Genomic DNA, 26,200 nt, shown 5'->3' with positions numbered 1-26,200 from the left:
GTTGCAGCGTACTGGATCGGCTCTAATCGTCACTGGTATCGGTCGACCGGCGCTGCTGCATCTGGATGTCTTTGCCGAGATATTCGCCGTCGTCGCCAATGTCGTCAGGATGCACGGGCTCGCGTCCGCCACCCACCCACACGCCCTGATCCTGCTTTTCGGGCAGGAGCGCGCTTGACTGCTGGTTGTCGCCTGCCTGCTGTTGCGATTGCTGCGGGGGATTGTGATTCATGATGCGCTCCTTGCGCGCGGCCATGTCCTGCACAACCGCGCAAATTTCCCTGTTGCCGTGTCACTGCTTGTGGTGCCACTGCGTTGCAGATGCGGCAACGAGGCGTCGTCAGTGTCAGGCCACCTCAGTGAAGGCGATGCTTCAGGTCTGCGATCGCGTCGTGCGCCTCACGCACGGCACTCTCAACTTCCCAGTCGATCTTTCCCGACTGCTTGCATGCCTGCATGCTGTGGTCCCCCAGCTTTTCCATCCGGTCTACGCATCGGCGAATGTTCTCCTCGTTCTTTTCCTGCTCCAGCAGCTGGCCTGCTTCATCCGACTCGCGTCCCAATTGGCTCAGGCTGTTGCGCAAATCGTCCGGAATATCCCTGGTGATCTGACACAGTTGCGCCGCGTTATCGATGCACTGTTTAACGTGAGGAAAATGCTCCTTGACCGAACTCGCTTGCATGTTCACTCCTTTCGCTAGAGCCGTTTCAGTCTGACTGGCCGATTGAGGCCGAGGCGACGCGTCGCAGCAGGGCTACGACAAGAAGGCCTCGGCGAGCCCCATGCAACGCTGTGCCGTGGGCAAGGCGGCCGGCATCAACGGTACAGTCAGGCTGAATTGACGCTAAAGGTGAGGTAATTGAGCACCGCGCGAGTTGATAGTTCCGGTCTCGATTGCAAAGAGGCCGGGGAGAAAGCTCTCACTTCCGCCGGGGCAATCTGCAGGCTTGCCGCCCTTGCCTTTTGCCTTTGATGCGCCAAACTGAAAACAAAAACGCAACATCTTCGGCGTACTCCTGTCGAACTGCTTTGTCTCCGGATCTGCCCGGCTTTATGTCGCCATGGTGCGCACAGGAAGGGCGGATTGCTCCATTCAGGCAAGTGCTCCACTTGCCTCATCGATGCTACTAACCCCAAGAAAGGAGATGGTCATGAATCAGGAATCCTCATCTGCTCAGTCATTGGTGAAGTTGTTAGGTGCCGCTGCAGTTGGCGCAGCGGCAATGTACATGACGGACCCGGACCGCGGCCGCCGTCGCCGCGCGCTGGCAACGGACAAGATGCGCAGCCTCGCCGTGAAGACCGGCGGCGCCATCGATGTTGCATCACGCGACCTGAGCAACCGTGCGCATGGCTGGCGGGCGCAAGCGACGCGGATTTTCTCGCGCAAGCAGCAGGAAGCCGACAGCGATGAGCTGATGGTGGCGCGTGTCAGGAAGGAGATCGGACGCGTCGTATCCCACCCGCGTGCGATCAAGGTCAACGTGACGCAAGGCTGCGTCAGCCTGCACGGACCGATCCTTGCAAGCGAGAAAGGGCAACTGCTCGACTGCGTAAAGTCTGTCTCCGGCATCTCCGAGATCGACGACAAGCTGGAAGTGCATGAAAGCGCAGGCGGCATCCCGAGCCTGCAGGGCGAAGGAAGAATGCGGCGTGCAGCTTCTTCCGTCATGCAGGAGAACTGGTCGCCGGCGCTGCGTGCCATTGGAACGGTGGGCGGCGGTGCGCTGAGCCTGTATGGCCTGACGCGCAGGACACCGGCCAGCGTTGCGGTTGCAACACTGGGGGTTGGCCTGATCACGCGCAGCCTGATGAACCGGCCTTTCAACCGCCTGATGGGCCGCCCCTCGGGACAGGTGATCGACCTCAGCAAGAGCATTTATATCGAAGCCTCTCCGGAGGCCGTCTACGACCAGTGGAGCCGTTACGAGAACTTCCCTCACTTCATGTCCAACGTGCAGGAAGTGCGCGATCTCGGAAACGGCCGCTCGCACTGGGTCGTCAGCGGGCCAGCCGGCAGCAAGGTGGAATGGGATGCCGTGATGACGGAATCCGACCGGCCGAATGTACTGGCCTGGAACAGCGAGCCGGGCTCCACGGTGCAGCACAGTGGCAGTGTTCGCTTCCAGCCGTCAGGCAGCGGTACGCGTGTCAGCGTGCACATGGTGTACAACCCGCCGGGCGGTGCGCTGGGCCATGCTTTCGCTTCCCTGTTCAACGGCAACCCGAAGCGCCAGATGGATGAAGACCTGATGAGGATGAAGGAATTCATCGAAAGCGGCATTCCGCCGGGCGATGCCGCACAGCCGATCGGCGGCGCCCAAAGCCTGCAGCAACGAAGTGCCGGCGCCGGACTGCACTGAAAACGTGAACCGTCCCGCGGTCTTGTCCCTCAGCAGCCGCGGGAAGCCGGCGCAAGCAGGATTGTTCAACGCAAACAGTTTTTGCCTGAAACGCCATGTCAACCGTGACCAATTCCCCGTTGAGCGTCGCCATTGCATCGCAGGCGCATATTCTGAATGGCAGCACCGGCGACTACGATCCCCTTCTGCAGCGTGTCGGTGACGCACGTTTCGTGCTGCTGGGCGAAGCGACGCACGGCACGCACGAGTTCTATCAGGAGCGGGCGGAAATCACCAGGCGACTGATCGTGGAGAAAGGCTTCAATGCCGTCGCGGTCGAGGCGGACTGGCCGGACGCCTATCGCGTCAACCGCTACGTGCGCGGTGTGGGCGACGATCCCACGAGTGAGCGCGCACTGGCCGGTTTCGAGCGCTTTCCGACCTGGATGTGGCGTAACACGGATGTGGTCGATTTCGTCGACTGGCTGCGCAGCCATAACGCCGCCCTCACCTCTGCCCAAGGCGGCGATACCGCGTCGCAGGTCGGTTTCTACGGCCTTGATCTCTACAGTTTGTTCACTTCGACGAAGGAGGTGCTGGATTACCTGAACAAGATGGATCCGGAAGCGGCCCGCCACGCCCGCGCCCGCTATGCCTGCTTCGATCACTTTCACCAGGACAGCCAGCGTTACGGGTATGCAACCAGCTACGGCATGTCGCCGAGCTGCGAAGATGCCGTGGTGGCGCAGCTGCGCGACCTGCAGGCCCGCGCCGCGCTGTACCGGGACGGCCAGCTTGCCGACGATGAGTACTTTTATGCGGAGCAAAATGCCCGGCTGGTGAAGAACGCAGAAAAGTATTACCGGACCATGTTCCAGGGACGCATCTCCTCGTGGAACCTGCGCGACCAGCACATGGCAGATACGCTGGATGCGCTCGCCGTCCACCTTTCCCGCCCCGGGAAACCGGCCAGGATCGTCGTATGGGAGCACAACTCGCACATCGGCGATGCCAGGGCGACCGAGCTGGGCTATAAAGGCGAGTGGAACGTAGGACAGCTGGCGCGGGAGCGCTATCGCGACGATACGGTGCTGATCGGCTTTACCACCTACGAAGGAACGGTGACGGCCGCCTCGGACTGGGACGGGCCGGCAGAAACCAAGCAGGTGCGGCGCGCCTTGCCCGGCAGCTACGAAGAGGCGTTCCACCGGACCGGACTGTCGCGGTTCATGCTGCCGTTGCACGATGCGAAGGTCCTTCCATCGAGTGCGCTGCTCGAGCGCGCGATCGGCGTGATCTATGCACCGGCAACCGAAAGGCAGAGCCACTATTTCTATGCCCATCTGGCACAGCAATTCGACATGGTGTTGCACTTCGACAAGACTTCGGCGGTCGTGCCTCTGGAGATCACCGCGCACTGGGAAACCGGCGAAGCACCGGAAACCTACCCGGCCGGCGTGTGAGAGCGGCACCCCGCCGGCGCCGCGGCCTCGTGTTGGCCACCGTGGTCGCGCCAGCATGCCGTACATCCTGCAAATCCCACACTACTTGGCTCTCGTTGCATTTCGGCATGGCCGAGCAGCAATGTTTCGGCCACCGCAGGTACAGCACGGCGCTGCGGCGCAGAGCGCGACGGACGGGTAAACTTCCTCATCAAATTGCCATGATTTCAACGGCTGAAGCCACTCGCTGTCGAAGTCATGTTCGCGTCTCCCATCGATTTCGACCTTTTTCCCCATACCATTTCCATATCTGCGAAAATATCCGGCTTTTTGAGCTTTTCGGCGCGCAAGCGGTTGTTGCAGCGACTTGCCCAGGCGTCTCCCTGAACCATCCTGTTATTGGAGACCTCGATGAAATTCCGCTTCCCCATCGTCATCATTGACGAAGACTTCCGCTCCGAAAACACCTCCGGCCTCGGCATCCGCGCACTGGCCCAAGCAATGGAAAACGAGGGCATGGAAGTCGTGGGCGTCACCAGCTACGGCGACCTGTCGCAGTTCGCGCAGCAGCAATCGCGCGCCTCAGCCTTCATCCTGTCAATCGACGATGAGGAGTTCGGCGGCGGCAGCACCGAAGAAGTCGAATCTGCGCTGAAATCCCTGCGCGCCTTCGTGGAAGAGATCCGCCACAAGAACTCCGACATCCCGATCTACCTGTACGGCGAAACCCGCACCTCGCGCCATATCCCGAACGACATCCTGCGCGAACTGCACGGCTTCATTCACATGTTCGAGGACACGCCGGAGTTCGTCGCGCGCCACATCATCCGCGAAGCAAAGTCCTATCTCGACAGCCTGGCGCCGCCCTTCTTCCGCGCGCTGGTGCATTACGCGAAGGACGGCTCGTATTCCTGGCACTGCCCCGGCCACTCCGGTGGCGTCGCCTTCCTGAAGTCGCCGATCGGCCAGATGTTCCACCAGTTCTTCGGTGAAAACATGCTGCGTGCCGACGTCTGCAACGCGGTGGAAGAACTCGGCCAGCTGCTCGACCATACCGGCCCGGTGGCCGCTTCCGAGCGCAATGCGGCGCGCATCTTCAATGCCGATCACTGCTACTTCGTCACCAACGGCACATCGACCTCCAACAAGATGGTGTGGCACTCGACGGTCGGCCCTGGCGACATCGTCGTCGTGGACCGCAACTGCCACAAGTCGATCCTGCACTCAATCATCATGACCGGCGCGATTCCGGTGTTCCTGATGCCGACGCGTAATCACCTCGGCATCATCGGCCCGATTCCGCTCGAAGAATTCAAGATGGAAAACATCATGAAGAAGATCGAGGCCAACCCGTTCGCACGCGAAGCGAAGAACAAGAAGCCGCGCATCCTGACCATCACGCAATCGACCTACGACGGCGTGGTCTACAACGTCGAGACCATCAAGGAGATGTTGGACGGGAAGATCGACACGCTGCACTTTGACGAAGCGTGGCTGCCACATGCAACCTTCCACGACTTCTACAAGAACATGCACGCGATCGGCAAGGATCGCCCGCGCGCAAAGGAATCGCTGATCTTCTCCACCCAGTCCACGCACAAGCTGCTGGCGGGCCTGTCGCAGGCGTCGCAGATCCTGGTGCGCGATTCGGAAAAAGTGAAGCTCGACCAGGACATGTTCAACGAAGCTTACCTGATGCATACGTCTACGTCGCCGCAATACGCGATCATCGCCTCCTGCGACGTCGCTGCCGCGATGATGGAGCCGCCGGGCGGCACTGCGCTGGTGGAGGAAAGCATCCTGGAAGCGCTCGACTTCCGCCGCGCGATGAAGAAGGTGGACGAGGAATGGGGCCAGGACTGGTGGTTCAAGGTCTGGGGACCGGACGAATTCGGCGAGCACGGCATCGGAAGCCGCGAAGACTGGATGATCCGTGCCGAGGACGACTGGCACGGCTTCGGCAAGCTCGCACCGGGCTTCAACATGCTCGACCCGATCAAGGCAACGATCGTCACGCCGGGCCTGTCGCTGGATGGCCAGTTCGGCCAGACCGGCATCCCGGCGTCGATCGTCACCAAGTACCTGGCGGAGCATGGCGTCATTGTCGAGAAGGCCGGCCTGTATTCGTTCTTCATCATGTTCACCATCGGCATCACCAAGGGCCGCTGGAACACGCTCTTGACTGCGCTGCAGCAGTTCAAGGACGACTATGACAAGAACCAGCCGATGTGGCGCATCCTGCCCGAGTTCGCCGCAGCTAACCCGCGCTACGAGCGCATCGGCCTGCGCGACCTGTGCCACAGCATCCACGACATGTACAAGGCTTACGACGTCGCACGCCTGACGACGGAGATGTACCTATCCGACATGCAGCCTGCGATGAAGCCGTCGGATGCTTTCGCGAAGATGGCGCACCGTGAAATCGAGCGCGTGCCGATTGACGAGCTGGAAGGCCGCGTCACTGCAATTCTGCTGACGCCCTACCCGCCTGGCATCCCGCTGTTGATCCCGGGCGAGCGCTTCAACAAGACTATCGTCGACTACCTGCGTTTCGCACGGGACTTCAACGAGAAGTTCCCCGGCTTCGAGACCGACGTGCATGGCCTCGTGAGAGCGGAGGCTGGCGGCAGGCGCGGCTATTACGTGGACTGCGTCAAGTAACACCGGGGCGCCCACGAGGCGCCCTTTTTGTAGAATGCCTACGAGGCACCAAGATCAACAAGAGGAGAACACCATGATCACAGCACGTGAGGCGCTGGAGCGCCTGCGCGAAGGAAACCGCCGCTTCGTTTCCGACATCAAGAACCTCAACTCCATGCCGAACCATGCACGGCGCATCGAACTCGCCACCGGGCAGGAACCGTTTGCCATCATCCTTGGCTGTTCCGACTCGCGCGTGCCTGCAGAGCTGGTCTTCGATCAGGGTCTGGGTGACCTGTTCGTCATTCGTGTCGCAGGCAATATCGTTGCCCCCTCGCAGATCGGCAGCGTAGAATTCGCCGCCGGCCAGTTCGGCACGCGCCTGGTCGTCGTCCTCGGCCACACCAACTGCGGCGCCATCAGCGCAACCCTCGACGAACTGCGCCGCCCGACAGCAAACCAGTCGCGCAACCTGCGCTCCATCGTCGATCGCGTGCGCCCGTCGGTGGAGACACTGCTGGAAACGGAACTGAAGAACAATCCGCATGCATTGATGCACCAGGCAGTCCGCGCCAACATCCGCGCATCCGCGAACCAGCTGCGCCATGGTTCGGAAATTCTCGAAAACCTGATCCAGAACGAAGGCCTGCTGGTCGTCGGTGCCGAGTATTCGCTGGAAACGGGCGAAGTGGAATTCTTCGACGCCGTGCCGTAATCCCACCTGCCGTGACGGGCATCTAACGGCCCTGTTTCAGCACGGTCAGCCGGTTCCTTGATGTCATTTCCCGCGACAAGAACCGGCCGGTCACTGACCTTCCTTACCCGGCCTTTACCGGCCGCCTGTTTCACAAGTCCATACGGCTGTTGCTGCAAGCGCACCACGATGTCGGACTGAACAGATCGGGCACGGGGCTGTTCGTATAGCCCGTTTAAAGTCAGGCGTACCCTGGAAAAAACATTGGCGGTCCATGGCCGCCAATGTGTGTGGGTAAACGGTTTAACCGGAGATCAAGTCTTCGGCAGTGTCACGCCGCGCTGACCCTGGTATTTGCCGCCACGATCCTTGTACGACGTCTCGCAGATTTCATCGCTTTCGAAGAACAGCACCTGCGCGCAGCCTTCGCCGGCATAGATCTTTGCCGGCAGCGGCGTCGTGTTCGAGAACTCCAGCGTCACGTAACCTTCCCACTCAGGCTCAAACGGGGTCACGTTAACGATAATGCCGCAGCGGGCGTATGTCGATTTACCGAGGCAGATCGTCAGCACACTGCGCGGGATGCGGAAGTACTCCACCGTGCGCGCGAGAGCAAAGGAGTTCGGCGGGATGATGCAGACGTCGCCCTTGAAGTCGACGAAGGATTTCTCGTCAAAGTTCTTCGGGTCGACAATCGTGCTGTTGATGTTGGTGAAGATCTTGAATTCGTCGGCGCAGCGGATGTCGTAGCCATACGACGAAGTCCCGTAGCTGACGATCTTGTGGCCGTCGACATGGCGTACCTGCCCCGGTTCATAGGGTTCGATCATGCCGTGTTCCTGCGCCATGCGCCGGATCCATTTGTCGGATTTAATGCTCATTCTGTTCGCGGAGGATTGGTGAGGAATAGGACAAGCCCAACAGACCGGAGCACCACCTCATCTGCATGGCGCGGGCACGTCGATTGAGCTAAACCCCGCGATTTTACGCGAAAACATCCCCCCGACCACAATTTGCAAGGGACGATTGTCAGTAATCCGCCCTTCGCCGGCGCGAGGGCGGGAGAAACATTGTCGGACTATTCACGGTGCCGTCGACGATCAATGAATGTCGATTAAACGGCCTGCCTGGCGGGCTCGGGCGTACGTCCTCTCGGGTGATAAAAGGCCGATGCCTGATGCACATACTGCTGCTGCACGCATTCGCTGTAGGTTTCCTTGAGCAGTGTCGGATCCCGCAGCAGTCGGTCCTTCCATTCGCCCAGGCGCACCTGCTGATGGATCAGGCCACGGAGAATGGTTGCGTACTCGGTGAGCCCGATCGCATTGCAGCCGATAAGCATGTCCTTGCTGAACTCCAGCCGGAGATACTTGAAATTACGCTCATCGGCGACTTCCGCCCACTGGCCGCCCCTTACCCCTTGCCATTGCCCGAAGGATGAGGAGATAAGACCCATCGTGTCCAGCACGTCAATCTGGCGCACGCCCCGCTGAAAGGCATTCCGGCCGGTCATGTTCAACGCGGCGCAATAAGCCTGGTCGGCAGCGTTCGGCTGCACGCCGGCGATGAAACTGCGGCCACTGACCGTGTCGAAGGTTTCCGCGCAATCGCCGGCGGCGTACACCCCGTCGATATTAGTCTGCATCGATGCATCGACCACAACGCCCTGCAGGCAGCGGATGCCGCTGCCCCGCAGGAAGGAGATGTTGGGCACCGTGCCTGCCGAATACACGATGAGGTCCGCCGGAAGCTGGTCGCCGGTGGACAAGCGGGCAATCCGCGGTGAACCGATGTCATGAAGGCTGGCACCGATTGCCGTCACGCGTGTCGAGGTATGCACCTTGATTCCCTTGCGCTCGCACCAGCGCTGCACCATGTCGCCGGCCGCCTTGCCCATCATATTCGGCAGCATGCGATCCCGTTTCTCGATCACGGTCAGGTCGACACCGCGTTTGGCGAGTGCCTCCATCAGGATGCAACCGGTGAAGCCTGCGCCAATCAGCACAACCCGGGCACGCGGACTCGCCAGCTGCATGATCCGGCGCGCGTCGTCCAGCGTCCAGCAGCCATGCACGCCGGGAAAATCGATGCCGGGAATGGGCGGAGTGCGGAGCGATGCGCCTGTTGCAATCAGGAGTTTGTCGAAGGGAATTGCGCTGCCGTCCTCCATTTTGACTGTCCGGGTCCTGGTGCTGACATGCACGGCACGGCCGTATTTCTGTCCGATACGCAGGCGCGCGAAATGCCCGTTTTCACGACGCAGGTAGGTTCCCGCTTCATTAATGTCGCCGGCGAGGAGATGAGGAATTGCCATGCGGGAATAAGGAGGTGCCGGCTCTTCTCCGATGAGGAGGATGTCGTCATCGGGTGAGTTCTTGCGAATGGTCTCGGCGGCGATTACACCTGCCGGCCCATTGCCGATGATGACATGCCTCATGCAAGCACCTCTCGGGTGCGCGCAATCTTCTGGGCGAAGCGCCTGTTGCATCTTTGCATTTCCATCTCCTTAGGGGCGAGGATGTACAAAAGGCACTATATCGGCGCGAAACTATTATTAATTGAACAATATCAACCGCCCGGCATTATTCAAGGACGCCGTTCCTGACCGCTGTCATCTCTGCAAGGATGGAAATCGCGATTTCGGGAGGGGTCTTGCTGCCAATGAAGATTCCGACAGGGCCGTGCAGCCGCGCGAGCTGCGCGTCGGTGAGGTCGAACAAACGCAGCCGCTCGCGTCGTTTGGCGTTGTTTGCTTGCGAGCCGATGGCGCCCACATAGAAGGCAGGCGACCGTAACGCTTCCATCAAGGCGAGATCATCGAGTTTGGGGTCGTGCGTCAAAGCGACCGCCGCACATCGGTGATCGGGGCGGCGGTCGATGATGAAGTCGTCCGGCATCATGTGCACCACCTCCACGCCGCGCAGGTTCCAGTTGTTCCGATATTCCTCCCGCGGATCGCACACTGTCACGTGGTAATCCATTCCCGTTGCAATCTGCGCCAGGAAACGACTCAGTTGCCCGGCCCCGATGACCAGCAGCCGCCAGCGCGGGCCATGCAGCGTGGTGAGCATCGCCTCGCCGGACTGTACCTGCTGATCCGGGCTGCCTGGCGCAAGACGCACCTCGCCGGTTTTCAGGTTCAATGTGCGGGAAACCAGTTCCTGACGAGATACCTTCTGCAACAACTCGTCAATGCGGCTTTGCGATGAGAGAGGCTCGATGACCAGCCGGATCGTGCCGCCGCATGGCAGGCCGAAGCGATGCGCCTCGTCCGCGGTCACACCATACGTCACCAGCTCCGGCTGCGTGCGACGGATGCCCTCCTTGCGCACACGCTCGATCAGGTCATCTTCGATGCAACCGCCGGACACAGACCCGACTACGGTCCCGTCATCACAAATGGCAAGCATTGCGCCGGCCGGGCGCGGACTTGCGCCCCAGGTCTGGATGACAGTCACCAGCTCGCACTTGCGCCCGCGCGCAAGCCAGTCTTCGCACGCTTTCAGCACTTCCAGATCGATGCTATCCATGGCGGGACGAGTCCGGTTTCAGGTTGGAGAATGCGCATCATAGCGCAGCGTCTCACGCAATCCTTGAGCGGCCGTAAGGGCGCAAGAGGTCTTGCTGCACCCTTGAGCCTCTAGCGCTGCATGGATTCCCAAACCTTTTGCAGGCGCTTGACCGACACGGGCATTGGCGTGCGCAACTCCTGCGCGAACAGGGATACGCGAAGCTCTTCCAGCAGCCAGCGGAACTCGACCATCTTTGGATCATTGCTCCTCTGCCCGTCTTTCGCGCCCCGATCCTTCTGCGCGCGCTGCCACGGCATGGCAACCTGCGCCCACTCGGCCATCAGGCGCGCATCCCGCGCAGGATCGGCTCGCAGCTTTTCCAGGCGCACATTGATCGCCTTCAGGTAGCGCGGGAAGTGCGTCAGCTGCGTATAGTCGTTGTCCGCAATGAAGCGCTTTCCAATCAGCGCCTGCAGTTGCGACTGCATGTCGGCGACGCTTTGCGCATGCGCCTTTGCGCCCTGCAGCTTTTTCGGCAAGGTGTAGTACTCGGCCAGTATCTGCGATGCAAGGCGTGCAATCTCGTTCACCAGCAGTCCAAGGCGCGACTTGCCTTCATCCTTGCGGCGGTTGAACTCCTCCGCATTCTTCGGCAGCGGATCCTGCAGGCAGGCGCGCTCAAGCCCCGCCTGGATGATCTGGTCGCGCAGCTCTTCCTGCGTGCCAAGCGACATGAACTGCATGCCCATCTGCTGCAGGCCGGGGACATTCTTTTCCAGATACTTGAGCTGCTCCTTCAGCTGCAACGCGAAAAGGCGACGCAATCCGATGCGATGCACTCGCGCGGCTTCCGCGGGATCATCGAACACTTCAAGATCGCAATGTGTCGCCTTGTCCACCAATGCGGGGAAGCCGATCAGCGTCTGCTTGCCGCGCTGGATCTCCAGCAATTCTGGCAGCTCGCCAAACGACCAGGTCGTCAGGTTCTGCTGGTCGGTAATGGCTGCACCGTCAGCCGCAGCGGCTTTCTCTATCGCTGCGCCCGGCTTGCCATCGCCGCCGTCAACCGGTGTGACGACGGATTTTTCCGCCAGCTTCTGGAACACTTCGCGCGCCTGTCCGCCAAACTGCGCCTGCAGGCTCGCGAGGTTGCGCCCCATCTCCAGCTGCCGCCCGTGCTCGTCGACGATCTTGAAGTTCATGAAGTGATGCGCCGGCAGCGTTTCCAGCTTGAAGTCGGAGGTCTTGACCATCACGCCGGTTCGTTCACGCACATCGGCGATCAGCGCGTCAATCAGGTTGCCCTTGCCAAACTCTGCCCGCTCGCAAAAACCCGCTGCGTAGTCCGGCAGCGGCACGCAATGGCGGCGCAGCTTCTGTGGCAATGATTTCAGCAGCATGTGCACCTTTTCCTTCAGCATGCCGGGTACCAGCCAGTCGCAACGATCGGCGGACGCCTGGTTCAGCGCATACAGCGGCACGGTCAGTGTCACGCCGTCACGCGGGCTGCCCGGCTCGAAATGATAGGACAGCGTCATCGCCACGCCGGCCACCGTCATCGTCTTCGGGAACAGGTCGGTCGTCACGCCCGCAGCCTCGTGGCGCATCAGGTCGTCGCGATTCAGGTGCAACAGCTTCGGGTTCTTTGCTGTCGCAGCCTTCAGCCATTTTTCGAATGCGGCGCCGTTATGGATTTCCTGCGGAATCAGTTCGTCGTAGAACGCCGCGATCAACTCCTCATCCACCAGTACATCAAGCCGGCGCGACTTGTGTTCGAGGTTCTCGATCTCGCGCACCAGCTTCTGGTTATGCGCGAGGAATGGTGCTCGGGTTTCATATTCGCCCGCCACCAGCCCGCTGCGGATAAAGATTTCGCGCGCCTCTTTCGGATTGATCTGGCCATAGTTGATGCGGCGCTGGCTGTACACCACCAGCCCGTACAGCGTGGCCCGCTCGAATGCGGATACCTGCGCCGTGCGCTTCTCCCAGCGCGGGTCGCCATAGGATTTTTTCAACAAGTGACCGCCCACGCGCTCCAGCCACTCCGGCTGGATCTGCGCAATGGTGCGCGCATACAGTCGCGTCGTTTCCACTAGTTCTGCGGCCATGATCCAGCGGCCAGCCTTCTTCGCCAGAGTAGATCCCGGCCAGATGTGGAACTTGATGCCGCGCGCACCGAGGTACTGCGACTCGTCTTCCATCTTGAAGCCAACGTTGCCGAGCAAGCCGGTCAGCAAGGCGGTGTGCAGCTGTTCATAAGTGGCCGGCAATTCGTTCAGTCGCCAGCCCTGCTCGCGCACCAGCGTCAGCAGCTGTGAATGCACATCGCGCCACTCGCGGAGGCGAAGCTGGGACAGGAAGTTGGCGCGGCAGCTTTCCATCAACTGCTTGTTGGACTTCTTGTGCTCGATCGCTTCCTCGAACCACTTCCAAATCTTCAGGTAGCTGAGGAACTCGGACTTTTCATCGGCAAACTTCTTGTGAGCATTGTCTGCCGCGTCTTGTGCGTCCATTGGACGGTCGCGCGGGTCTTGCACGGAGAGAGCGGCCGCAATAATCAGCACCTCGTTCAGCGCCGCATTGTCGCGCCCGGCAAGGATCATGCGCCCGACGCGCGGATCAAGTGGCAATTTCGCCAGCTGCCGGCCAAGCGACGTGAGCTGATTGCTGTCATCGACCGCGCCCAACTCCTGCAGCAACTGGTAGCCGTCCGCAACGGCTCGCCCCAGCGGCGGCTCAATGAACGGGAAGGTTTCGACATCCGTCAGGCGCAGGGATTTCATGCGCAGGATGACCGCGGCCAGCGAAGAACGCAGGATCTCCGGATCGGTAAACTTCGGCCGCTGCAGGAAGTCCAGCTCTTCATACAACCGGATGCAGACACCGGCGGCGACGCGGCCGCATCGTCCTGCGCGCTGATTGGCGGCGGATTGCGCGATCGACTCAATCTGCAACTGCTCGACCTTGTTGCGATAGCTGTAACGCTTCACGCGTGCAAGGCCGGCATCCACCACATAACGGATCCCCGGCACCGTCAGCGAGGTTTCCGCGACGTTGGTCGCCAGTACTATCCGGCGTGCGTTGGAGGTCTTGAACACGCGCTCCTGTTCCTGCACCGACAGGCGTGCAAACAGGGGCAGGATTTCCACATGGGGCGGATGGTGCTTGCGCAGCGCTTCGGCGGCATCGCGGATTTCGCGTTCGCCCGGAAGGAAGACGAGGACGTCACCGGGGCCGATGCGGGCGAGTTCATCCACCGCATCCACCACCGCATCCATCAAGTCGCGCTGCTCTTTTTGCGCAGAGGGCCGTCCATCCTTGTCGGAGGGCTCCACCGGCCGGTAGCGCACTTCCACGGGATACAGGCGACCTGATACCTCGATCACCGGCGCTGGCATGTCGCCACGCCCGAAGTGGCGCGCGAAGCGTTCCGCATCGATGGTCGCCGAAGTAATGATCACCTTCAGGTCCGGCCGCTTCGGCAGCAACTGCTTCAGGTAACCGAGCAGGAAGTCAATATTGAGGCTGCGTTCATGCGCCTCGTCGATGATGATGGTGTCGTACTGCTTCAGCAGAGGGTCGGTCTGCGTCTCGGCGAGCAGGATACCGTCGGTCATCAGCTTGACCGAGGCTCCTTTCGACAGCGTATCCGTGAAACGCACCTTGAAGCCGACATGCTCGCCCAACTGCGAGCCCAGCTCCTGCGCAATACGCTTGGCAGTGGACGATGCCGCGATGCGGCGTGGCTGGGTATGGCCGATCAGCCCGCGCTGCCCACGCCCAAGTTCCAGGCAGATCTTCGGCAGCTGTGTGGTCTTTCCGGAACCGGTTTCGCCGCTGACGATGACCACCTGGTTCGCGCGCAATGCGTCGGCGATTTCCTTGCGACGGCCGGAAACCGGCAGCTCTTCAGGAAAGGTGATGGGCGGCAGTGGATTGCGTACCGCTGGCGCTTCGGGTTTTCCCTGTGGTTGGCGGGGCTTGGACTGGTTTTTTTGGGCTTGTTCGGGTGCAGACATATCGGGGCGAATTATAATGCGCAACATGGAAAACCCTATTGAGTTCGTACAGTGGCTGCGCTCGGTTGCGCCGTACATTCACGCCTTCCGTGGGAAGACTTTCGTGGTCGCCTTCCCGGGCGAGCTGGTCGTGTCCGGCGCCCTGCCCGTGCTGGCGCAGGACTTGTCCTTGCTGCATGCACTTGGCATCAAGGTTGTGATCGTGCACGGCTCGCGCCCGCAGGTCGAGGAGCAGCTTGGACTGCGCAATCTGAAGGCACGCTATCACAACGGCCTGCGTATTACCGACGCTGCGGCGATGGAATGCGTGAAGGAAGCCGCCGGCGAACTGCGCCTCGATATCGAAGCCGCCTTCAGCCAGGGCCTGCCGAATACACCGATGGCACATTCGGCGATCCGCATCATTTCCGGCAATTTCGTCACTGCACGGCCAATTGGCGTCATCGACGGTGTTGACCTGGAATTTACCGGCGCCGCGCGCAAGATTGCCTATGAGACCATCCATCCGATATTAAGTGCCGGTGGACTGGTTCTTCTTTCCCCGCTCGGCTTCTCCCCGACCGGCGAGGCGTTCAACCTGACGATGGAAGATGTCGCTGTCGCAGCGGCCACTGCGCTGCGCGCCGACAAGCTGATCTTCCTGACCGAGACGCCGATGATGACCGACCGCGAGGGCCGCGACTTGCGGGAGCTGACTTCCGCGCAGGCCGATGCCTTGCTCAAGGGCGGCCATCTGGCGGCAGACGCTGCGTTCTACCTTCAGGCGTGCGTTAAAGCCTGCCGCAGCGGCGTGCCACGCGTGCATATGGTGCCCTTCGAAATGGATGGTTCGGCGCTGCTGGAGATCTTCACGCACGATGGCGTCGGCACGATGGTCAGTACCGAAAACCTCGAGACTTTGCGCGAAGCCACTATTGAAGATGTCGGCGGCATCCTCAAATTGATCGAGCCGCTGGAGTCGGACGGTACGCTGGTCAAACGCGGCCGCGAACTGATCGAACGTGAAATCGAGTATTTCTCGGTGATCGAGCACGATGGCGTCATCTTCGGTTGCGCCGCGCTGTATCCATTCCCCGCCGAAAAGATGGCGGAAATGGCCTGCCTCACCGTCAATCCGGAAGTGCAAAGCCAAGGCGACGGCGAGCGCATCCTGAAACATATGGAGAACCGGGCGCGCGCCGCCGGTTTCACCAAGCTGTTTGTGTTGACGACGCGCACCGCGCACTGGTTCCTCAAGCGCGGTTTTGTCCATGCCACCGTCGACGATTTGCCGAAAGACCGGCAACACATGTACAACTGGCAACGCAAGTCGCTGGTGTTGATCAAGCAACTTTAACGCGCCTGCCTTCTCCAAGCTGGCAGACATTTTGAACAATACGAGGAGTAGAACATGGCCCGTACGATCCACTGCATCAAACTGAACAAGGAAGCCGAAGGCTTGGATTTCCCGCCGTACCCGGGTGAACTGGGCAAGCGGATTTACGAAAACGTGTCCAAGGAAGCCTGGCAAGGCTGGCTCAAGCACCAGACCATGCTGGTGAATGAAAACCGCCTGAACCTGGCCGATGCACGCGCTCGCAAATACCTTGCGACGCAGATGGAGCGGCATTTCTTTGGCGAAGGCGCCGACCAGGCAGCCGGCTACGTGCCGCCGTCCGAATAATCGCGTTTCATCGCAACGAAAAAAGCCCGCTGAAATCACTCAGCGGGCTTTTTGCTTTACGCCGTTGAAAAGACGGTCGAAAACCGCCTTGATCGTCCAGGCAATGCCCAGGCAATCAGAACGTATAGGTTTTCACACCTTCTTCCGTGCCGAGCAACGCGACGTTTGCGCCACGCTGCGCAAACAGACCCACCGTCACCACGCCGGGAATGGCGTTGATCTTCGCTTCCAGTCCGACCGGATCGGTAATCTGCAGACCGGCGACATCGAGGATGTAGCCACCGTTATCGGTAACCATCGGCTTGCCGTCTTTCATCCGCAGGCGCGGCTGGCCGCCAAGCGCAGTCAAGGCGCGACCGACAGCCGCATGTGCCATCGGGATCACTTCGACCGGCAAGGGATACTCGCCCAGCACGTCGACCAGCTTCGAGCCATCGGCGATACAGACAAACGAGGTCGCTACCGAGGCAACGATTTTTTCGCGGGTGAGCGCTGCGCCGCCCCCCTTGATCATTGCGCCATGCGGGTTGATTTCGTCCGCGCCGTCGACATACACGGACATCGATTCCACCTCGTTCAGGTCCAGCACCGGGATCCCGTACGACTGCAGGCGTGCAGCGGTCGCCTCGGATGAGGCGACGGCGCCTTTGATGCGATCCTTGATCTTGCCGAGTTCGTCGATGAAGTAATTGGCCGTGGAGCCGGTGCCGACGCCGATGATCTCGCCTGTGGGCACATATGCGATGGCGGCACGGGCAACCGCCTGTTTCAATTCGTCCTGGGTCATGATGAATTACAAAAGAAGAGTCCGCGTATTTTAAGCGGAGAGCGGCATGCCGCGCCGACTTTTATCGGCTGGATTTTCACTTTGGCATCACGGTGCCTCGTGGCCGCAGAAAGGAGGGTTGCATGCTACCGAAAGACCAATGCATGTTGTGAAGCGCCTTTTGGCGGCAGCATCCCAAGACATAAGGCAGCGGCGAAGTAGCATCTGGCTCAGGCCGATTCTTCCGCCTGGCCCGATTACGGGCGAAGCCTGCTTGCTGCTGCGGCCAATGCAGTGATCTGCGCCCAATCTCCAGCCTGCATGGCACTCTTCGGCGTCAGCCAGGATCCGCCAACACACGCCACGTTTTTACACGCGAGGAACTGCGGTGCCGTCTCCTGTGAAATCCCGCCGGTGGGACAGAACATCACATCCGGCAGAGGGCCGGCAATGGCGTTCAGCATGCCGACGCCACCCGCGGGCACAGCGGGGAACAGCTTCAACTGGCGAAACCCCGCTTCGCGCGCGGCCATCACTTCCGATGGCGACATCACGCCGGGCAAAAGCGGCAGTCCGCTTGAGCGCGCCGCTTCAATCAGTGCCGGAGTCAATCCGGGCGATACGCCGAAGGCCGCACCGGCAGCGCGCGCCTCCTTAAATTCGGACGGCTGCGTCAAGGTGCCGACGCCGACAATCGCTTCCGGCACCGCCTCTGCAATTGCGCGAATCGCGGACAACCCGTGTGCGGTGCGCAGCGTTACCTCCAGCACGCGGATGCCTCCCGTCACGAGCGCCTTTGCCAGCGGAACCGCATGTTGGATGTCGTCGATGGCAATCACCGGGATCACCGGCGACGCGCGCATGATGTCGAGTAGATTCATTTTTTTAACGCCGTGGAATCAAGAAATCTTCGTCGGAGTAGGCCTGCTCCTGCGGCACCGCCAGCGGGTTGTTGTGCTCTTCCGGCATGTGCAGCGGAGGCGGCAGGCCGAATGTCGCCGCGCCCTGCTCCGCCGCACTGATGGTCTTGCGAAATACCGCGAAGAGTTCCCGGCCCATGCCGGTCTGATTGGCCGACAGGTCGGCGGGTTGGTTGTCCCGCTCGGCCCACTCGGCATCCGGCACCAGCGCCTGCAGCACACCCTTCTCCGCGTCGAGCCTGATCATGTCCCCCGTGCGCACACGTCCCAGCGGTCCGCCTGCGAGCACTTCCGGCGACACGTGGATTGCCGCCGGCACCTTGCCGGATGCACCTGACATGCGTCCATCCGTCACCAATGCCACGCGCCGTCCTGCATCCTGCAGACTGCCGAGTGCGGGTGTGAGTGCATGCAACTCCGGCATGCCATTTGCGCGCGGCCCCTGGTAACGCACCACGGCAACGAAGTCGCGGTCCAGCGTGCCTTCCTGGTAGGCGTGCATCAGCTCTTCCTGCGAATTGAACACGATAGCCGGGGCTTCCACCACGCGATGCTGCTGCTTGACAGCCGACACCTTGATCACGGCACGACCAAGGTTGCCGCACAACAGGCGCAAGCCACCGTCCGGCGAAAACGGTTCGGTCAATTTGCGCAGCACATCGCGGTCGCCGCTCACTTCCGGCGATGGCCGCCAGACCACTTTGTCGCCGTCCAGGAAAGGTTCAGTGCAATGCGAACGCAGTCCTTTGCCGAGCACGGTGGTCACATCTTCATGCAGCAGACCGGCATCGAGCAGCTCGCGAATCACGAAGCCGGTGCCACCCGCGGCCTGGAAATAGTTGACGTCCGCATCCCCGTTCGGATAAATGCGCGTCAGCAGCGGCACGGCGGATGACAAGTCATTGAAGTCATTCCAGTCGATCACGATCCCCGCCGCGCGCGCGATTGCGACCAGGTGCAGCGTGTGGTTGGTGGAACCACCGGTCGCGAGCAGCGCGACGATGGCATTCACGATGGCCTTTTCGTCGACCACATGGCCAACCGGGATGTAAGTTTTGCCCTGTTCGCTGATCTCGACCGCGCGCTGTGCGGCCGCCCTGGTCAGCGCATCGCGCAATGGCGTGTTGGGCGTGATGAATGCCGCACCGGGCATGTGCAGGCCCATCACCTCCATCAGCATCTGGTTACTGTTGGCTGTGCCGTAAAAGGTGCAGGTACCGGCGCCGTGATAGGACTTCGCCTCCGATTCCAGCAGCTCGTCACGGCCGACCTTGCCCTGCGCATAGAGCTGCCTGACCTTTGCCTTCTCGGAGTTGGATATTCCGGTGGTCATGGGCCCGCCGGGGATGAACACCGCCGGCAAATGCCCGAAATGCAGCGCGCCGATCAGCAGCCCCGGTACGATCTTGTCGCAGATGCCGAGGTAGACCGCCGCGTCAAACATGTTGTGCGACATCGCAATGGCGGTTGCCATGGCAATGGCGTCGCGCGAGAACAGCGACAACTCCATCCCCGGCTGCCCCTGCGTGACACCGTCGCACATGGCCGGCGTGCCGCCCGCAAACTGTGCCACGCCACCGACTTCCCGCACGGCCTCCTTGATGATCGGCGGGAAGCGCTCGAAGGGCTGGTGCGCGGACAGCATGTCGTTGTAGGCCGAGACAATCGCCACCGAAGGCGCATGCAGCTGCTTGAGCTTCAGCTTGTCGTTGGCCGGGAATGCCGCAAAACCATGCGCGAGGTTGGTACACGCAAGCGCTCCGCGCTGCACACCCTTGAGTCGCGCCGCCTCCAGCCTGGCGAGGTAAGCGGAACGATATGGCCGGCTGCGCTCGACAATACGCGCGGTGACAGTATCCAGTGCCGGATGAAGAGACATGATCTTGCCCTCAGCAATTTTTACGTAATTTTACTACATTAATAGAAGGACCTTCATCTCGATGGGCGTCCAATCCATCCCATAGGTAAAATTCTTCCGTGTAGGGTCGCCGCAAAATCGACAGCGATCCTTCAGTCAATGAGAAAGGTCAAAACTCGTTCAGCGAAACATCGTCAAGCGTAGTGAATTTACCAAAAAGTATTGTATAGTTGGGCAATTCGAATCAGCCGGAAAGCCAGCCCCATGCGCCAACCTGCCCTCACCGACACCCCTGCCTTCCAGGCACTCGCCTCACATTACGCAGAAGCAAAAGCGTGGCAGATGCGCTCACTCTTTTCGCAGCAGCCAGATCGCTTCGAACGCTTTTCTACCGAGGCTGCCGGCCTCCTGCTCGACTACTCGAAAAACCGGCTGAACGAGACCACGATGAAGCTGCTCTTCCAGCTGGCGCGCGAGCGGAACGTGGAACAGCGGCGCGCGGCGATGTTTGCAGGAGAGCGGATCAACAATACCGAACACCGCGCCGTCCTGCATGTCGCGTTGCGCATGCCGCGCCACAGCACGCTGGTTGTGGATGGACAGGATGTGGTGCCAGAGGTTCATGCTGTGCTTGACAGGTTGCAGGCTTTCACCGAGCGCGTTCGCTCCGGTCAATGGCTGGGCTGCACCGGCCTTCCGGTCACGGATATCGTCAACATCGGCATCGGCGGTTCCGACCTCGGCCCGGAGATGGCCTGCCGCGCACTGCGTTCCTTCGTGCATCCCCGCCTCTCGATGCATTTCGTCTCTAATGTCGACGGCCACGACCTCGACGCTACGCTATCCCGAGTCAACCCCGAGACGACGCTGTTCATCATTGCCTCCAAGACATTCACGACGCGGGAAACCATGATGAACGCACAGTCGGCGCGTGAATGGTTCCTGAGCCGGCATGATCCATCCGGCCTGGCAAAGCATTTCGTCGCCGTGTCGACCAATACGGAAGCAGTGCGGTCTTTCGGCATCGATACGGACAACATGTTTCCCTTCTGGGATTGGGTTGGCGGGCGTTATTCGCTATGGTCCGCGATCGGACTGCCGCTGGCACTGGCAATCGGTTTTGACCGGTTCGCGGAATTCCTGTCGGGGGCCCATGCAATGGACCAGCATTTCCTGACTTCCCCGCTGGAACACAACATGCCGGTCATCCTGGCGATGGTCGGCATCTGGCAGCGCAACTTCTTTGGAAGCAATTCTTTGTCGATCGCACCGTATCACCAGGACCTGAGCCAGTTCCCGGCTTACCTGCAGCAGCTCGAAATGGAAAGCAACGGCAAGCAGGTGACCAGCGAAGGTACGCCGGTCGGTGCCGCAACCTGCCCTGTCGTCTGGGGTGACGTCGGGACCAACGGGCAGCATGCCTACTTCCAGCTATTGCATCAGGGAACGGAAATTACACCGGTGGATTTCATCGCCGCTCTGAAACCGAGCCACGATTTGCCGGGCCATCACACTGTGCTGCTCGCGAATTGCTTTGCGCAGTCGGAGGCCTTCATGCGCGGCAAGACGCCTGAGGAAGTGCGTACAGAAATGCGCGCGCAGCAGTTTTCCGAAGAGGAAATCGCCCGCCTGCTCCCACACCGCACTTTCCCCGGCAACCGGCCGAGCAACACGATCCTCATGGATACCTTGGCACCGGCCACGCTGGGTGCGCTGATTGCGCTGTATGAACACAAGGTTTTCGTGCAGGGCGTGGTGTGGGGCTTGAACAGCTTCGATCAGTGGGGCGTCGAATTCGGCAAGGTCTTGGCAAAGAACATCGAATCCGAGCTTTCCGGACATGCCAATCCGCAAGGCCATGATAGTTCCACCAATGGCCTTATTGCACGGGCGAAAGCTGCGCTGAAGGCTTAGTGCAGCAAAAGGGGAAGATCAAGGAGCGAAATCAGGAGCCGAATACAACGCGGATTGCTACTTCAACTGACCGGGTGAACACCTCGAACAATTTCACATCCAAACTACAATAAAAATTTCCTGCCGTTCTGTTTGAATGGCGTTCGAATGGCGTTCGCAAGTGAAGCACTCTACGTACATTTTTCATCATGGCTCTTACCGATTTCGACCTGGTCTTGTTTGGCGGCAGCGGCGACCTGGCAATGCGCAAATTGCTGCCGGCGCTTTACAACCGCGATCGCTCTAATGGCATCCCCTCCACCGCGCGCATCATTTGCGTCGGGCGGCATGAATGGAGCCGGGAAGAATTCCTCAATACGGTCGAGGAAAATTCGAAACCGCATATTCCAGAATCGCAACTCAACGCGCCGGCATGGAGCAAATTCTGCGAGCGCATCAATTACGTTGCGCTCGATGCGACGGACAGCGCCACCTACCAGGCGCTGGCCGACGTGCTACGCAATCCGGGCGGCAGCGCGACCGTCAACCGCGTCTTTTATCTCGCCACGCCACCCAGCCTGTTCGCAACCATCTGCCACAACCTCGCCCAGAACGGGCTGGCAACAGAAAACTCACGCGTCGTGCTCGAAAAGCCGTTGGGCCGCGACCTTGCCAGTGCGCGGCAGATCAATGCCGAAGTCGGTCGAGTCTTCTCGGAATCGCAGATCTTCCGCATTGACCATTACCTTGGCAAGGAAACCGTGCAGAACCTGCTGGCGCTACGCTTCGGCAATGTGCTGTTCGAACCCCTGTGGCGGCGCGAATGGATCTCCGACGTGCAGATCACGATCGCCGAGGAAATCGGCGTCGGCAACCGCATGGACTATTACGAGACTGCCGGTGCGCTGCGCGACATGCTGCAGAACCACCTGCTGCAGCTGTTGTGCATCGTCGCGATGGAGCCGCCCGTCTCCGCCACGCCGGACGCGGTGCGTGATGAAAAGCTGAAGGTACTGCGCTCGCTCAGGCGGTTTACACCACAGACGCTCGCGCAGAACATCATTCGCGGCCAGTACCGCTCAGGGCATGTCGACGGTGTGCCGGTGCCGGGCTACCGGAAGGAACCGAACGCCAATCCCACCTCGCGCACCGAGACCTTCGTTGCCCTCAAGGCCGAGATCGACACCTGGCGCTGGGCCGGCGTGCCGTTTTATCTACGCACCGGCAAGCGCATGGCAGACCAGCTCGCCGAGATCGTCGTGCGCTTCAAGAACATTCCGCACTCGATCTTCGCGCAGCCCTATAACAGCTTTCAGCCGAACAGCCTGATCATCAGCTTGCAGCCGGACGAGGGCCTGCAGCTCAACCTGATGGCTAAAACGCCCGGCGACAGCATGCGGCTACGGCCGGTCGAGCTGGAGCTGGATTTCCGCGAAACCTTCAAGATGCCGCGCATGGATGCCTACGAACGCCTGCTGCTCGATGTGCTGCGCGGCCAGCTGACGCTGTTCATGCGCAGCGACGAACTGGAAGCCGCGTGGGAATGGGTGGAACCGATCCTGAACTACTGGGAACACGAGGGCATAGAGCCGCTGCCGTATACTGCCGGCACCTGGGGTCCGGCCGCCGCCAGTGCGCTCATCGGCCGCGACGGTTTGCAATGGCGCGAGGAAGCGCTGCCCGAAATGTGACCTATGCTGCTCGACTCGATCAAAACCCAACTTGACACCCTCTCCAAGTCAGAAAAGAAAGTCGCCGTCGCCGTCCTCAAGAACCCGGACCTTGCCGTCTCGGGCAACATCACCGCGCTGGCGAAAAGCGCGCAGGTGTCCGAGCCGACAGTAGTCCGCTTCTGCCGCGCGCTCGGTTACGACGGCTGGCACGAGTTCAAGCTGAAGCTGGCACAGACGCTCGCACTGGCCCTGCCGCAGCTGGATGAATCGCCCTTACAGGACGACCTCGCCGCCGATCTCGTCAACAAGATCTGCAGCCGCTCCATCAATGCCCTGCTCGATCTGCGCAACAACCTGAATCCGGCTGCCATCGAAAAGGCGCTCGAACTGCTGGCGCGCGCCAGCAAGATCGAGTTCTGGGGACAAGGCACCTCCGGCATCGTGGCAGCCGACGCGCAGCACAAGTTCTTCCGTTCCGGCGTGCCGACAGTTGCCTATACCGATCCGCACATCCATACGATTTCCGCCGCCCTGCTGAAGAAAGGCGATGTCGTCGTCGCCATTTCCCAGCGCGGCAACAATACCGCGCTGCTGCACAGCGTGCAGCTCGCACGCAAGGTCGGCGCCGATGTCATTGCGCTCACGCCCAGCGGCACGCAGCTTGCCGACATGGCAACCGTGCTGGTACCGATCGACCTCAGCTTCAACATCGACCCCTATACACCGATCTCGGCCCGCCTTGCTCATCTTGTCGTCATTGACATCCTTGCCGTCGGACTGGCGCTCAAGCGCGGGCCGGAATTCCGCAAGAAGATGCAAAACGCACAAAAGGCATTGCAAAAACTGGACATGCAGTTCGACTTCTTCCTGCGGCATCCACCCAAGGCCTGACAGTTTCGCAAGCTGTTGCCCACCCGCGCCGGGACTGATGCAAATCTATCGGGCGCCAGTCTGATGCGGGTATCATTGACCACTTATTGACCACTTCCGCCATCTCATTGCACGCTTTCCGATGAACCAGCTCGAACAACTGAAGCAGTACACCACCATCGTCGCCGACACTGGCGATTTCCAGTCCATGAAGGCCTTCGCGCCGCGCGACGCCACCACCAATCCATCGCTGATCCTCAAGGCCGTGCAGAAGGACGAGTACAAGCCCCTGCTGGAAAAAGCGGTGCGCGACCATGCAGGAAAATCGACTGCCGAGATTATCGACAACCTGCTGGTGGCATTCGGCCTCGAAATCCTCAAACTCGTCCCGGGTCGCGTGTCGACTGAGACCGATGCGCGCCTGTCGTTCGACACGCAAGCCACCATCGACAAGGGTCGCGCATTGATCGCGCTGTACGAGGCTGCAGACATTTCGCGCGAACGCATCCTGATCAAAATCGCGTCCACCTGGGAAGGCATCCAGGCAGCGCAGGTGCTGGAGAAGGAAGGCATCCGCTGCAACATGACGCTACTGTTCGCCCTGCCGCAGGCAATTGCCTGCGCTGACGCGCAAGTGCAGCTCATCTCGCCGTTCGTCGGCCGCATCTACGACTGGTACAAGAAGTCGACCGGACAGGAGTACGTGGGCGCGGACGATCCGGGCGTGCAGTCAGTCAAGCGCATCTACAACTACTACCGCAAGTTCGGCTACAAGACCGAAGTAATGGGCGCGAGCTTCCGCAACACCTCGCAAATCGTCGAACTCGCTGGCTGCGACCTGCTGACCATCAGCCCGGAACTCCTGCAGAAGCTGTCCGAAAGCGACGCGCCGGTTTCGCGCAAGCTGAGCCCCGAATCAGCGCAGGACTCCGACCTGCAGAAACTCACGCTGGACGAAAAGGCCTTCCGTTTCATGCTGAATGAAGACGCTATGGGCACGGAGAAGCTGGCAGAAGGGATCCGACTGTTCTGCGCAGATGCGGTCAAGCTGGAGAAGATGGTTGAAGCGCTGCGCTAACGCGTAACGCGAGTTGAAAAGAACTTTGCGCAGCGTCTGGACGCATGGAATAGAGACAGTCTGTATCCAGCGCTGCGCATGATCGACACACGACACCGGATCAGCCGCAGCTGAAGGCAGGCGCGGAAACGTTCTTCACAACGGCCGGCATCAACGGTTCAGTAATGCGTTCATCGCAAGCGCGCAACCGCATCCGCCATTGCCGCATTACTTTCGCCACCTTTTGTACGTAACGCACACTCCACGCTCTCCCGATTGACGGCCGGCTGGTTCTGGCTCACCTTCCACTTGCCGACCAGGCGTGACACCGGTATCTCGATCCCGACAATCGCCGCCAGCATTTTCTCGATGTAGCTTTCAGGTGCATCGCTGATGCGCCACAAGCCGGCGCCTTCCGGGCCATGGGCGACCGCCTCGTTCGCATTCGTCAGCCGTTCCAGCAAGGCGCGAAGCCAGTCGCGGTCCTCCACGACGCGCAGGGGTCCGTATGCATGGACCGCCATGTAGTTATAAGTCGGCACGACGCGCGGGTCTTTTTGTTTGGTCGCATACCATGAGGGACTGATATAGGCATGTGCTCCCTGGAACACGACCAGAGCTTCCATATCGTTTGCATGCTCGCGCCAGACCGGATTGTTGCGCGCGACGTGCGCACGCAAGGTGCCGAACGGCGCCGGATCGGGATCAATCTCGAACGGGATGTGATTGGCGTTGAGTCCGCTCTCCCCCAACGTCACCAGCGTACCAAGCGGATGCCGGCGTATCAGCTCGTGCATGACTTCAGGACGTGACTCTTCAAAGTGTGATGGTATGTACACGTTGTTACTCC

General features: G+C 60.5%; 20 protein-coding genes. 10 read left to right on the top strand and 10 right to left on the bottom strand.

Features of this window, described 5'->3' with window-relative positions:
• Positions 1-22 precede the first annotated feature (22 nt).
• Positions 23-232 (bottom strand): hypothetical protein, encoded by a 210-nt coding sequence (locus ACYVIA_RS19855; RefSeq protein ID WP_460843910.1) that lies wholly within the window; start codon positions 230-232, stop codon positions 23-25.
• A 124-nt stretch (positions 233-356) separates the two neighbouring features.
• Positions 357-683: a hypothetical protein gene (locus ACYVIA_RS19850; RefSeq protein ID WP_460843909.1), complete on the bottom strand. Its 327-nt coding sequence runs from the start codon at positions 681-683 to the stop codon at positions 357-359.
• A gap of 469 nt (positions 684-1,152) precedes the next feature.
• On the opposite strand from ACYVIA_RS19850, the gene ACYVIA_RS19845 reads away from it, so the two are divergent.
• The 4 genes from ACYVIA_RS19845 to ACYVIA_RS19830 all read left to right on the top strand — a co-directional run bounded on the left by ACYVIA_RS19845 (position 1,153) and on the right by ACYVIA_RS19830 (position 7,140).
• Positions 1,153-2,364 carry an SRPBCC family protein gene (locus ACYVIA_RS19845; RefSeq protein ID WP_460843908.1) on the top strand — a complete coding sequence of 404 codons (1,212 nt, stop codon included), beginning with the start codon at positions 1,153-1,155 and terminating at the stop codon, positions 2,362-2,364.
• Between the two features lie 95 nt (positions 2,365-2,459).
• On the top strand, positions 2,460-3,806 hold the full coding sequence (locus tag ACYVIA_RS19840) for an erythromycin esterase family protein (protein ID WP_460843907.1): 1,347 nt from the start codon (positions 2,460-2,462) through the stop codon (positions 3,804-3,806).
• A 390-nt stretch (positions 3,807-4,196) separates the two neighbouring features.
• Entirely contained in the window at positions 4,197-6,446 is a 2,250-nt protein-coding gene (locus tag ACYVIA_RS19835) for an Orn/Lys/Arg family decarboxylase (RefSeq protein ID WP_460843906.1), read from the top strand.
• A 73-nt stretch (positions 6,447-6,519) separates the two neighbouring features.
• A complete protein-coding gene (locus tag ACYVIA_RS19830) occupies positions 6,520-7,140 on the top strand; it encodes a carbonic anhydrase (protein ID WP_460843905.1) in 621 nt (206 codons plus the stop codon).
• 293 nt (positions 7,141-7,433) lie between these two features.
• Here the strand turns inward: ACYVIA_RS19830 and dcd are convergent, their stop codons facing one another.
• The 4 genes from dcd to hrpA all read right to left on the bottom strand — a co-directional run bounded on the left by dcd (position 7,434) and on the right by hrpA (position 14,650).
• A complete protein-coding gene (gene dcd, locus ACYVIA_RS19825; RefSeq protein ID WP_460843904.1) occupies positions 7,434-8,000 on the bottom strand; it encodes a dCTP deaminase in 567 nt (188 codons plus the stop codon).
• 233 nt (positions 8,001-8,233) lie between these two features.
• On the bottom strand, positions 8,234-9,556 hold the full coding sequence (locus ACYVIA_RS19820; protein WP_460843903.1) for an NAD(P)/FAD-dependent oxidoreductase: 1,323 nt from the start codon (positions 9,554-9,556) through the stop codon (positions 8,234-8,236).
• Between the two features lie 145 nt (positions 9,557-9,701).
• Positions 9,702-10,649 (bottom strand): XdhC family protein, encoded by a 948-nt coding sequence (locus ACYVIA_RS19815; protein ID WP_460843902.1) that lies wholly within the window; start codon positions 10,647-10,649, stop codon positions 9,702-9,704.
• 110 nt (positions 10,650-10,759) lie between these two features.
• Positions 10,760-14,650 carry an ATP-dependent RNA helicase HrpA gene (gene hrpA, locus ACYVIA_RS19810; RefSeq protein ID WP_460843961.1) on the bottom strand — a complete coding sequence of 1,297 codons (3,891 nt, stop codon included), beginning with the start codon at positions 14,648-14,650 and terminating at the stop codon, positions 10,760-10,762.
• A gap of 25 nt (positions 14,651-14,675) precedes the next feature.
• On the opposite strand from hrpA, the gene argA reads away from it, so the two are divergent.
• Both argA and ACYVIA_RS19800 read left to right on the top strand, forming a co-directional pair.
• A complete protein-coding gene (gene argA, locus ACYVIA_RS19805; RefSeq protein WP_460843901.1) occupies positions 14,676-15,986 on the top strand; it encodes an amino-acid N-acetyltransferase in 1,311 nt (436 codons plus the stop codon).
• Between the two features lie 54 nt (positions 15,987-16,040).
• Positions 16,041-16,313: an oxidative damage protection protein gene (locus ACYVIA_RS19800; protein WP_460843900.1), complete on the top strand. Its 273-nt coding sequence runs from the start codon at positions 16,041-16,043 to the stop codon at positions 16,311-16,313.
• Between the two features lie 115 nt (positions 16,314-16,428).
• On the opposite strand, the gene rpiA is transcribed toward ACYVIA_RS19800, so the two are convergent.
• From rpiA to edd, 3 genes are all read right to left on the bottom strand, one after another.
• On the bottom strand, positions 16,429-17,100 hold the full coding sequence (gene rpiA / locus ACYVIA_RS19795; protein ID WP_460843899.1) for a ribose-5-phosphate isomerase RpiA: 672 nt from the start codon (positions 17,098-17,100) through the stop codon (positions 16,429-16,431).
• A 236-nt stretch (positions 17,101-17,336) separates the two neighbouring features.
• Positions 17,337-17,960 carry a bifunctional 4-hydroxy-2-oxoglutarate aldolase/2-dehydro-3-deoxy-phosphogluconate aldolase gene (eda, locus tag ACYVIA_RS19790; RefSeq protein ID WP_460843898.1) on the bottom strand — a complete coding sequence of 208 codons (624 nt, stop codon included), beginning with the start codon at positions 17,958-17,960 and terminating at the stop codon, positions 17,337-17,339.
• A gap of 4 nt (positions 17,961-17,964) precedes the next feature.
• Entirely contained in the window at positions 17,965-19,878 is a 1,914-nt protein-coding gene (gene edd / locus ACYVIA_RS19785; RefSeq protein WP_460843897.1) for a phosphogluconate dehydratase, read from the bottom strand.
• A gap of 243 nt (positions 19,879-20,121) precedes the next feature.
• Between edd and pgi the strand changes: the two genes are divergently transcribed.
• The 4 genes from pgi to tal all read left to right on the top strand — a co-directional run bounded on the left by pgi (position 20,122) and on the right by tal (position 25,371).
• Positions 20,122-21,771 carry a glucose-6-phosphate isomerase gene (gene pgi / locus ACYVIA_RS19780; protein WP_460843896.1) on the top strand — a complete coding sequence of 550 codons (1,650 nt, stop codon included), beginning with the start codon at positions 20,122-20,124 and terminating at the stop codon, positions 21,769-21,771.
• Between the two features lie 188 nt (positions 21,772-21,959).
• Positions 21,960-23,441 carry a glucose-6-phosphate dehydrogenase gene (gene zwf, locus ACYVIA_RS19775; protein ID WP_460843895.1) on the top strand — a complete coding sequence of 494 codons (1,482 nt, stop codon included), beginning with the start codon at positions 21,960-21,962 and terminating at the stop codon, positions 23,439-23,441.
• A gap of 3 nt (positions 23,442-23,444) precedes the next feature.
• Positions 23,445-24,314, top strand: a complete 870-nt coding sequence (locus ACYVIA_RS19770) for an SIS domain-containing protein (protein WP_460843894.1) — start codon at positions 23,445-23,447, stop codon at positions 24,312-24,314.
• Positions 24,315-24,435: 121 nt separating this feature from the next.
• Positions 24,436-25,371: a transaldolase gene (gene tal, locus ACYVIA_RS19765; RefSeq protein WP_460843892.1), complete on the top strand. Its 936-nt coding sequence runs from the start codon at positions 24,436-24,438 to the stop codon at positions 25,369-25,371.
• A gap of 170 nt (positions 25,372-25,541) precedes the next feature.
• Here the strand turns inward: tal and ACYVIA_RS19760 are convergent.
• Positions 25,542-26,200: FMN-binding negative transcriptional regulator (locus tag ACYVIA_RS19760; protein ID WP_460843890.1), on the bottom strand; the 659-nt coding region annotated here is incomplete at its 5' end.

Source organism: Noviherbaspirillum agri, from assembly GCF_054780595.1.
Note: the sequence above shows the minus strand (reverse complement) of the source record. Positions and strands in the feature narration are given on the sequence as shown.

What these genes read in the sequence shown, in the direction of transcription:
- ACYVIA_RS19855 (WP_460843910.1), bottom strand. Translation starts at nt 232, where the DNA reads ATGAATCACAATCCCCCGCAGCAATCGCAACAGCAGGCAGGCGACAAC.
- ACYVIA_RS19850 (WP_460843909.1), bottom strand. Translation starts at nt 683, where the DNA reads ATGCAAGCGAGTTCGGTCAAGGAGCATTTTCCTCACGTTAAACAGTGC.
- ACYVIA_RS19845 (WP_460843908.1), top strand. Translation starts at nt 1,153, where the DNA reads ATGAATCAGGAATCCTCATCTGCTCAGTCATTGGTGAAGTTGTTAGGT.
- ACYVIA_RS19840 (WP_460843907.1), top strand. Translation starts at nt 2,460, where the DNA reads ATGTCAACCGTGACCAATTCCCCGTTGAGCGTCGCCATTGCATCGCAG.
- ACYVIA_RS19835 (WP_460843906.1), top strand. Translation starts at nt 4,197, where the DNA reads ATGAAATTCCGCTTCCCCATCGTCATCATTGACGAAGACTTCCGCTCC.
- ACYVIA_RS19830 (WP_460843905.1), top strand. Translation starts at nt 6,520, where the DNA reads ATGATCACAGCACGTGAGGCGCTGGAGCGCCTGCGCGAAGGAAACCGC.
- dcd (WP_460843904.1), bottom strand. Translation starts at nt 8,000, where the DNA reads ATGAGCATTAAATCCGACAAATGGATCCGGCGCATGGCGCAGGAACAC.
- ACYVIA_RS19820 (WP_460843903.1), bottom strand. Translation starts at nt 9,556, where the DNA reads ATGAGGCATGTCATCATCGGCAATGGGCCGGCAGGTGTAATCGCCGCC.
- ACYVIA_RS19815 (WP_460843902.1), bottom strand. Translation starts at nt 10,649, where the DNA reads ATGGATAGCATCGATCTGGAAGTGCTGAAAGCGTGCGAAGACTGGCTT.
- hrpA (WP_460843961.1), bottom strand. Translation starts at nt 14,650, where the DNA reads ATGTCTGCACCCGAACAAGCCCAAAAAAACCAGTCCAAGCCCCGCCAA.
- argA (WP_460843901.1), top strand. Translation starts at nt 14,676, where the DNA reads ATGGAAAACCCTATTGAGTTCGTACAGTGGCTGCGCTCGGTTGCGCCG.
- ACYVIA_RS19800 (WP_460843900.1), top strand. Translation starts at nt 16,041, where the DNA reads ATGGCCCGTACGATCCACTGCATCAAACTGAACAAGGAAGCCGAAGGC.
- rpiA (WP_460843899.1), bottom strand. Translation starts at nt 17,100, where the DNA reads ATGACCCAGGACGAATTGAAACAGGCGGTTGCCCGTGCCGCCATCGCA.
- eda (WP_460843898.1), bottom strand. Translation starts at nt 17,960, where the DNA reads ATGAATCTACTCGACATCATGCGCGCGTCGCCGGTGATCCCGGTGATT.
- edd (WP_460843897.1), bottom strand. Translation starts at nt 19,878, where the DNA reads ATGTCTCTTCATCCGGCACTGGATACTGTCACCGCGCGTATTGTCGAG.
- pgi (WP_460843896.1), top strand. Translation starts at nt 20,122, where the DNA reads ATGCGCCAACCTGCCCTCACCGACACCCCTGCCTTCCAGGCACTCGCC.
- zwf (WP_460843895.1), top strand. Translation starts at nt 21,960, where the DNA reads ATGGCTCTTACCGATTTCGACCTGGTCTTGTTTGGCGGCAGCGGCGAC.
- ACYVIA_RS19770 (WP_460843894.1), top strand. Translation starts at nt 23,445, where the DNA reads ATGCTGCTCGACTCGATCAAAACCCAACTTGACACCCTCTCCAAGTCA.
- tal (WP_460843892.1), top strand. Translation starts at nt 24,436, where the DNA reads ATGAACCAGCTCGAACAACTGAAGCAGTACACCACCATCGTCGCCGAC.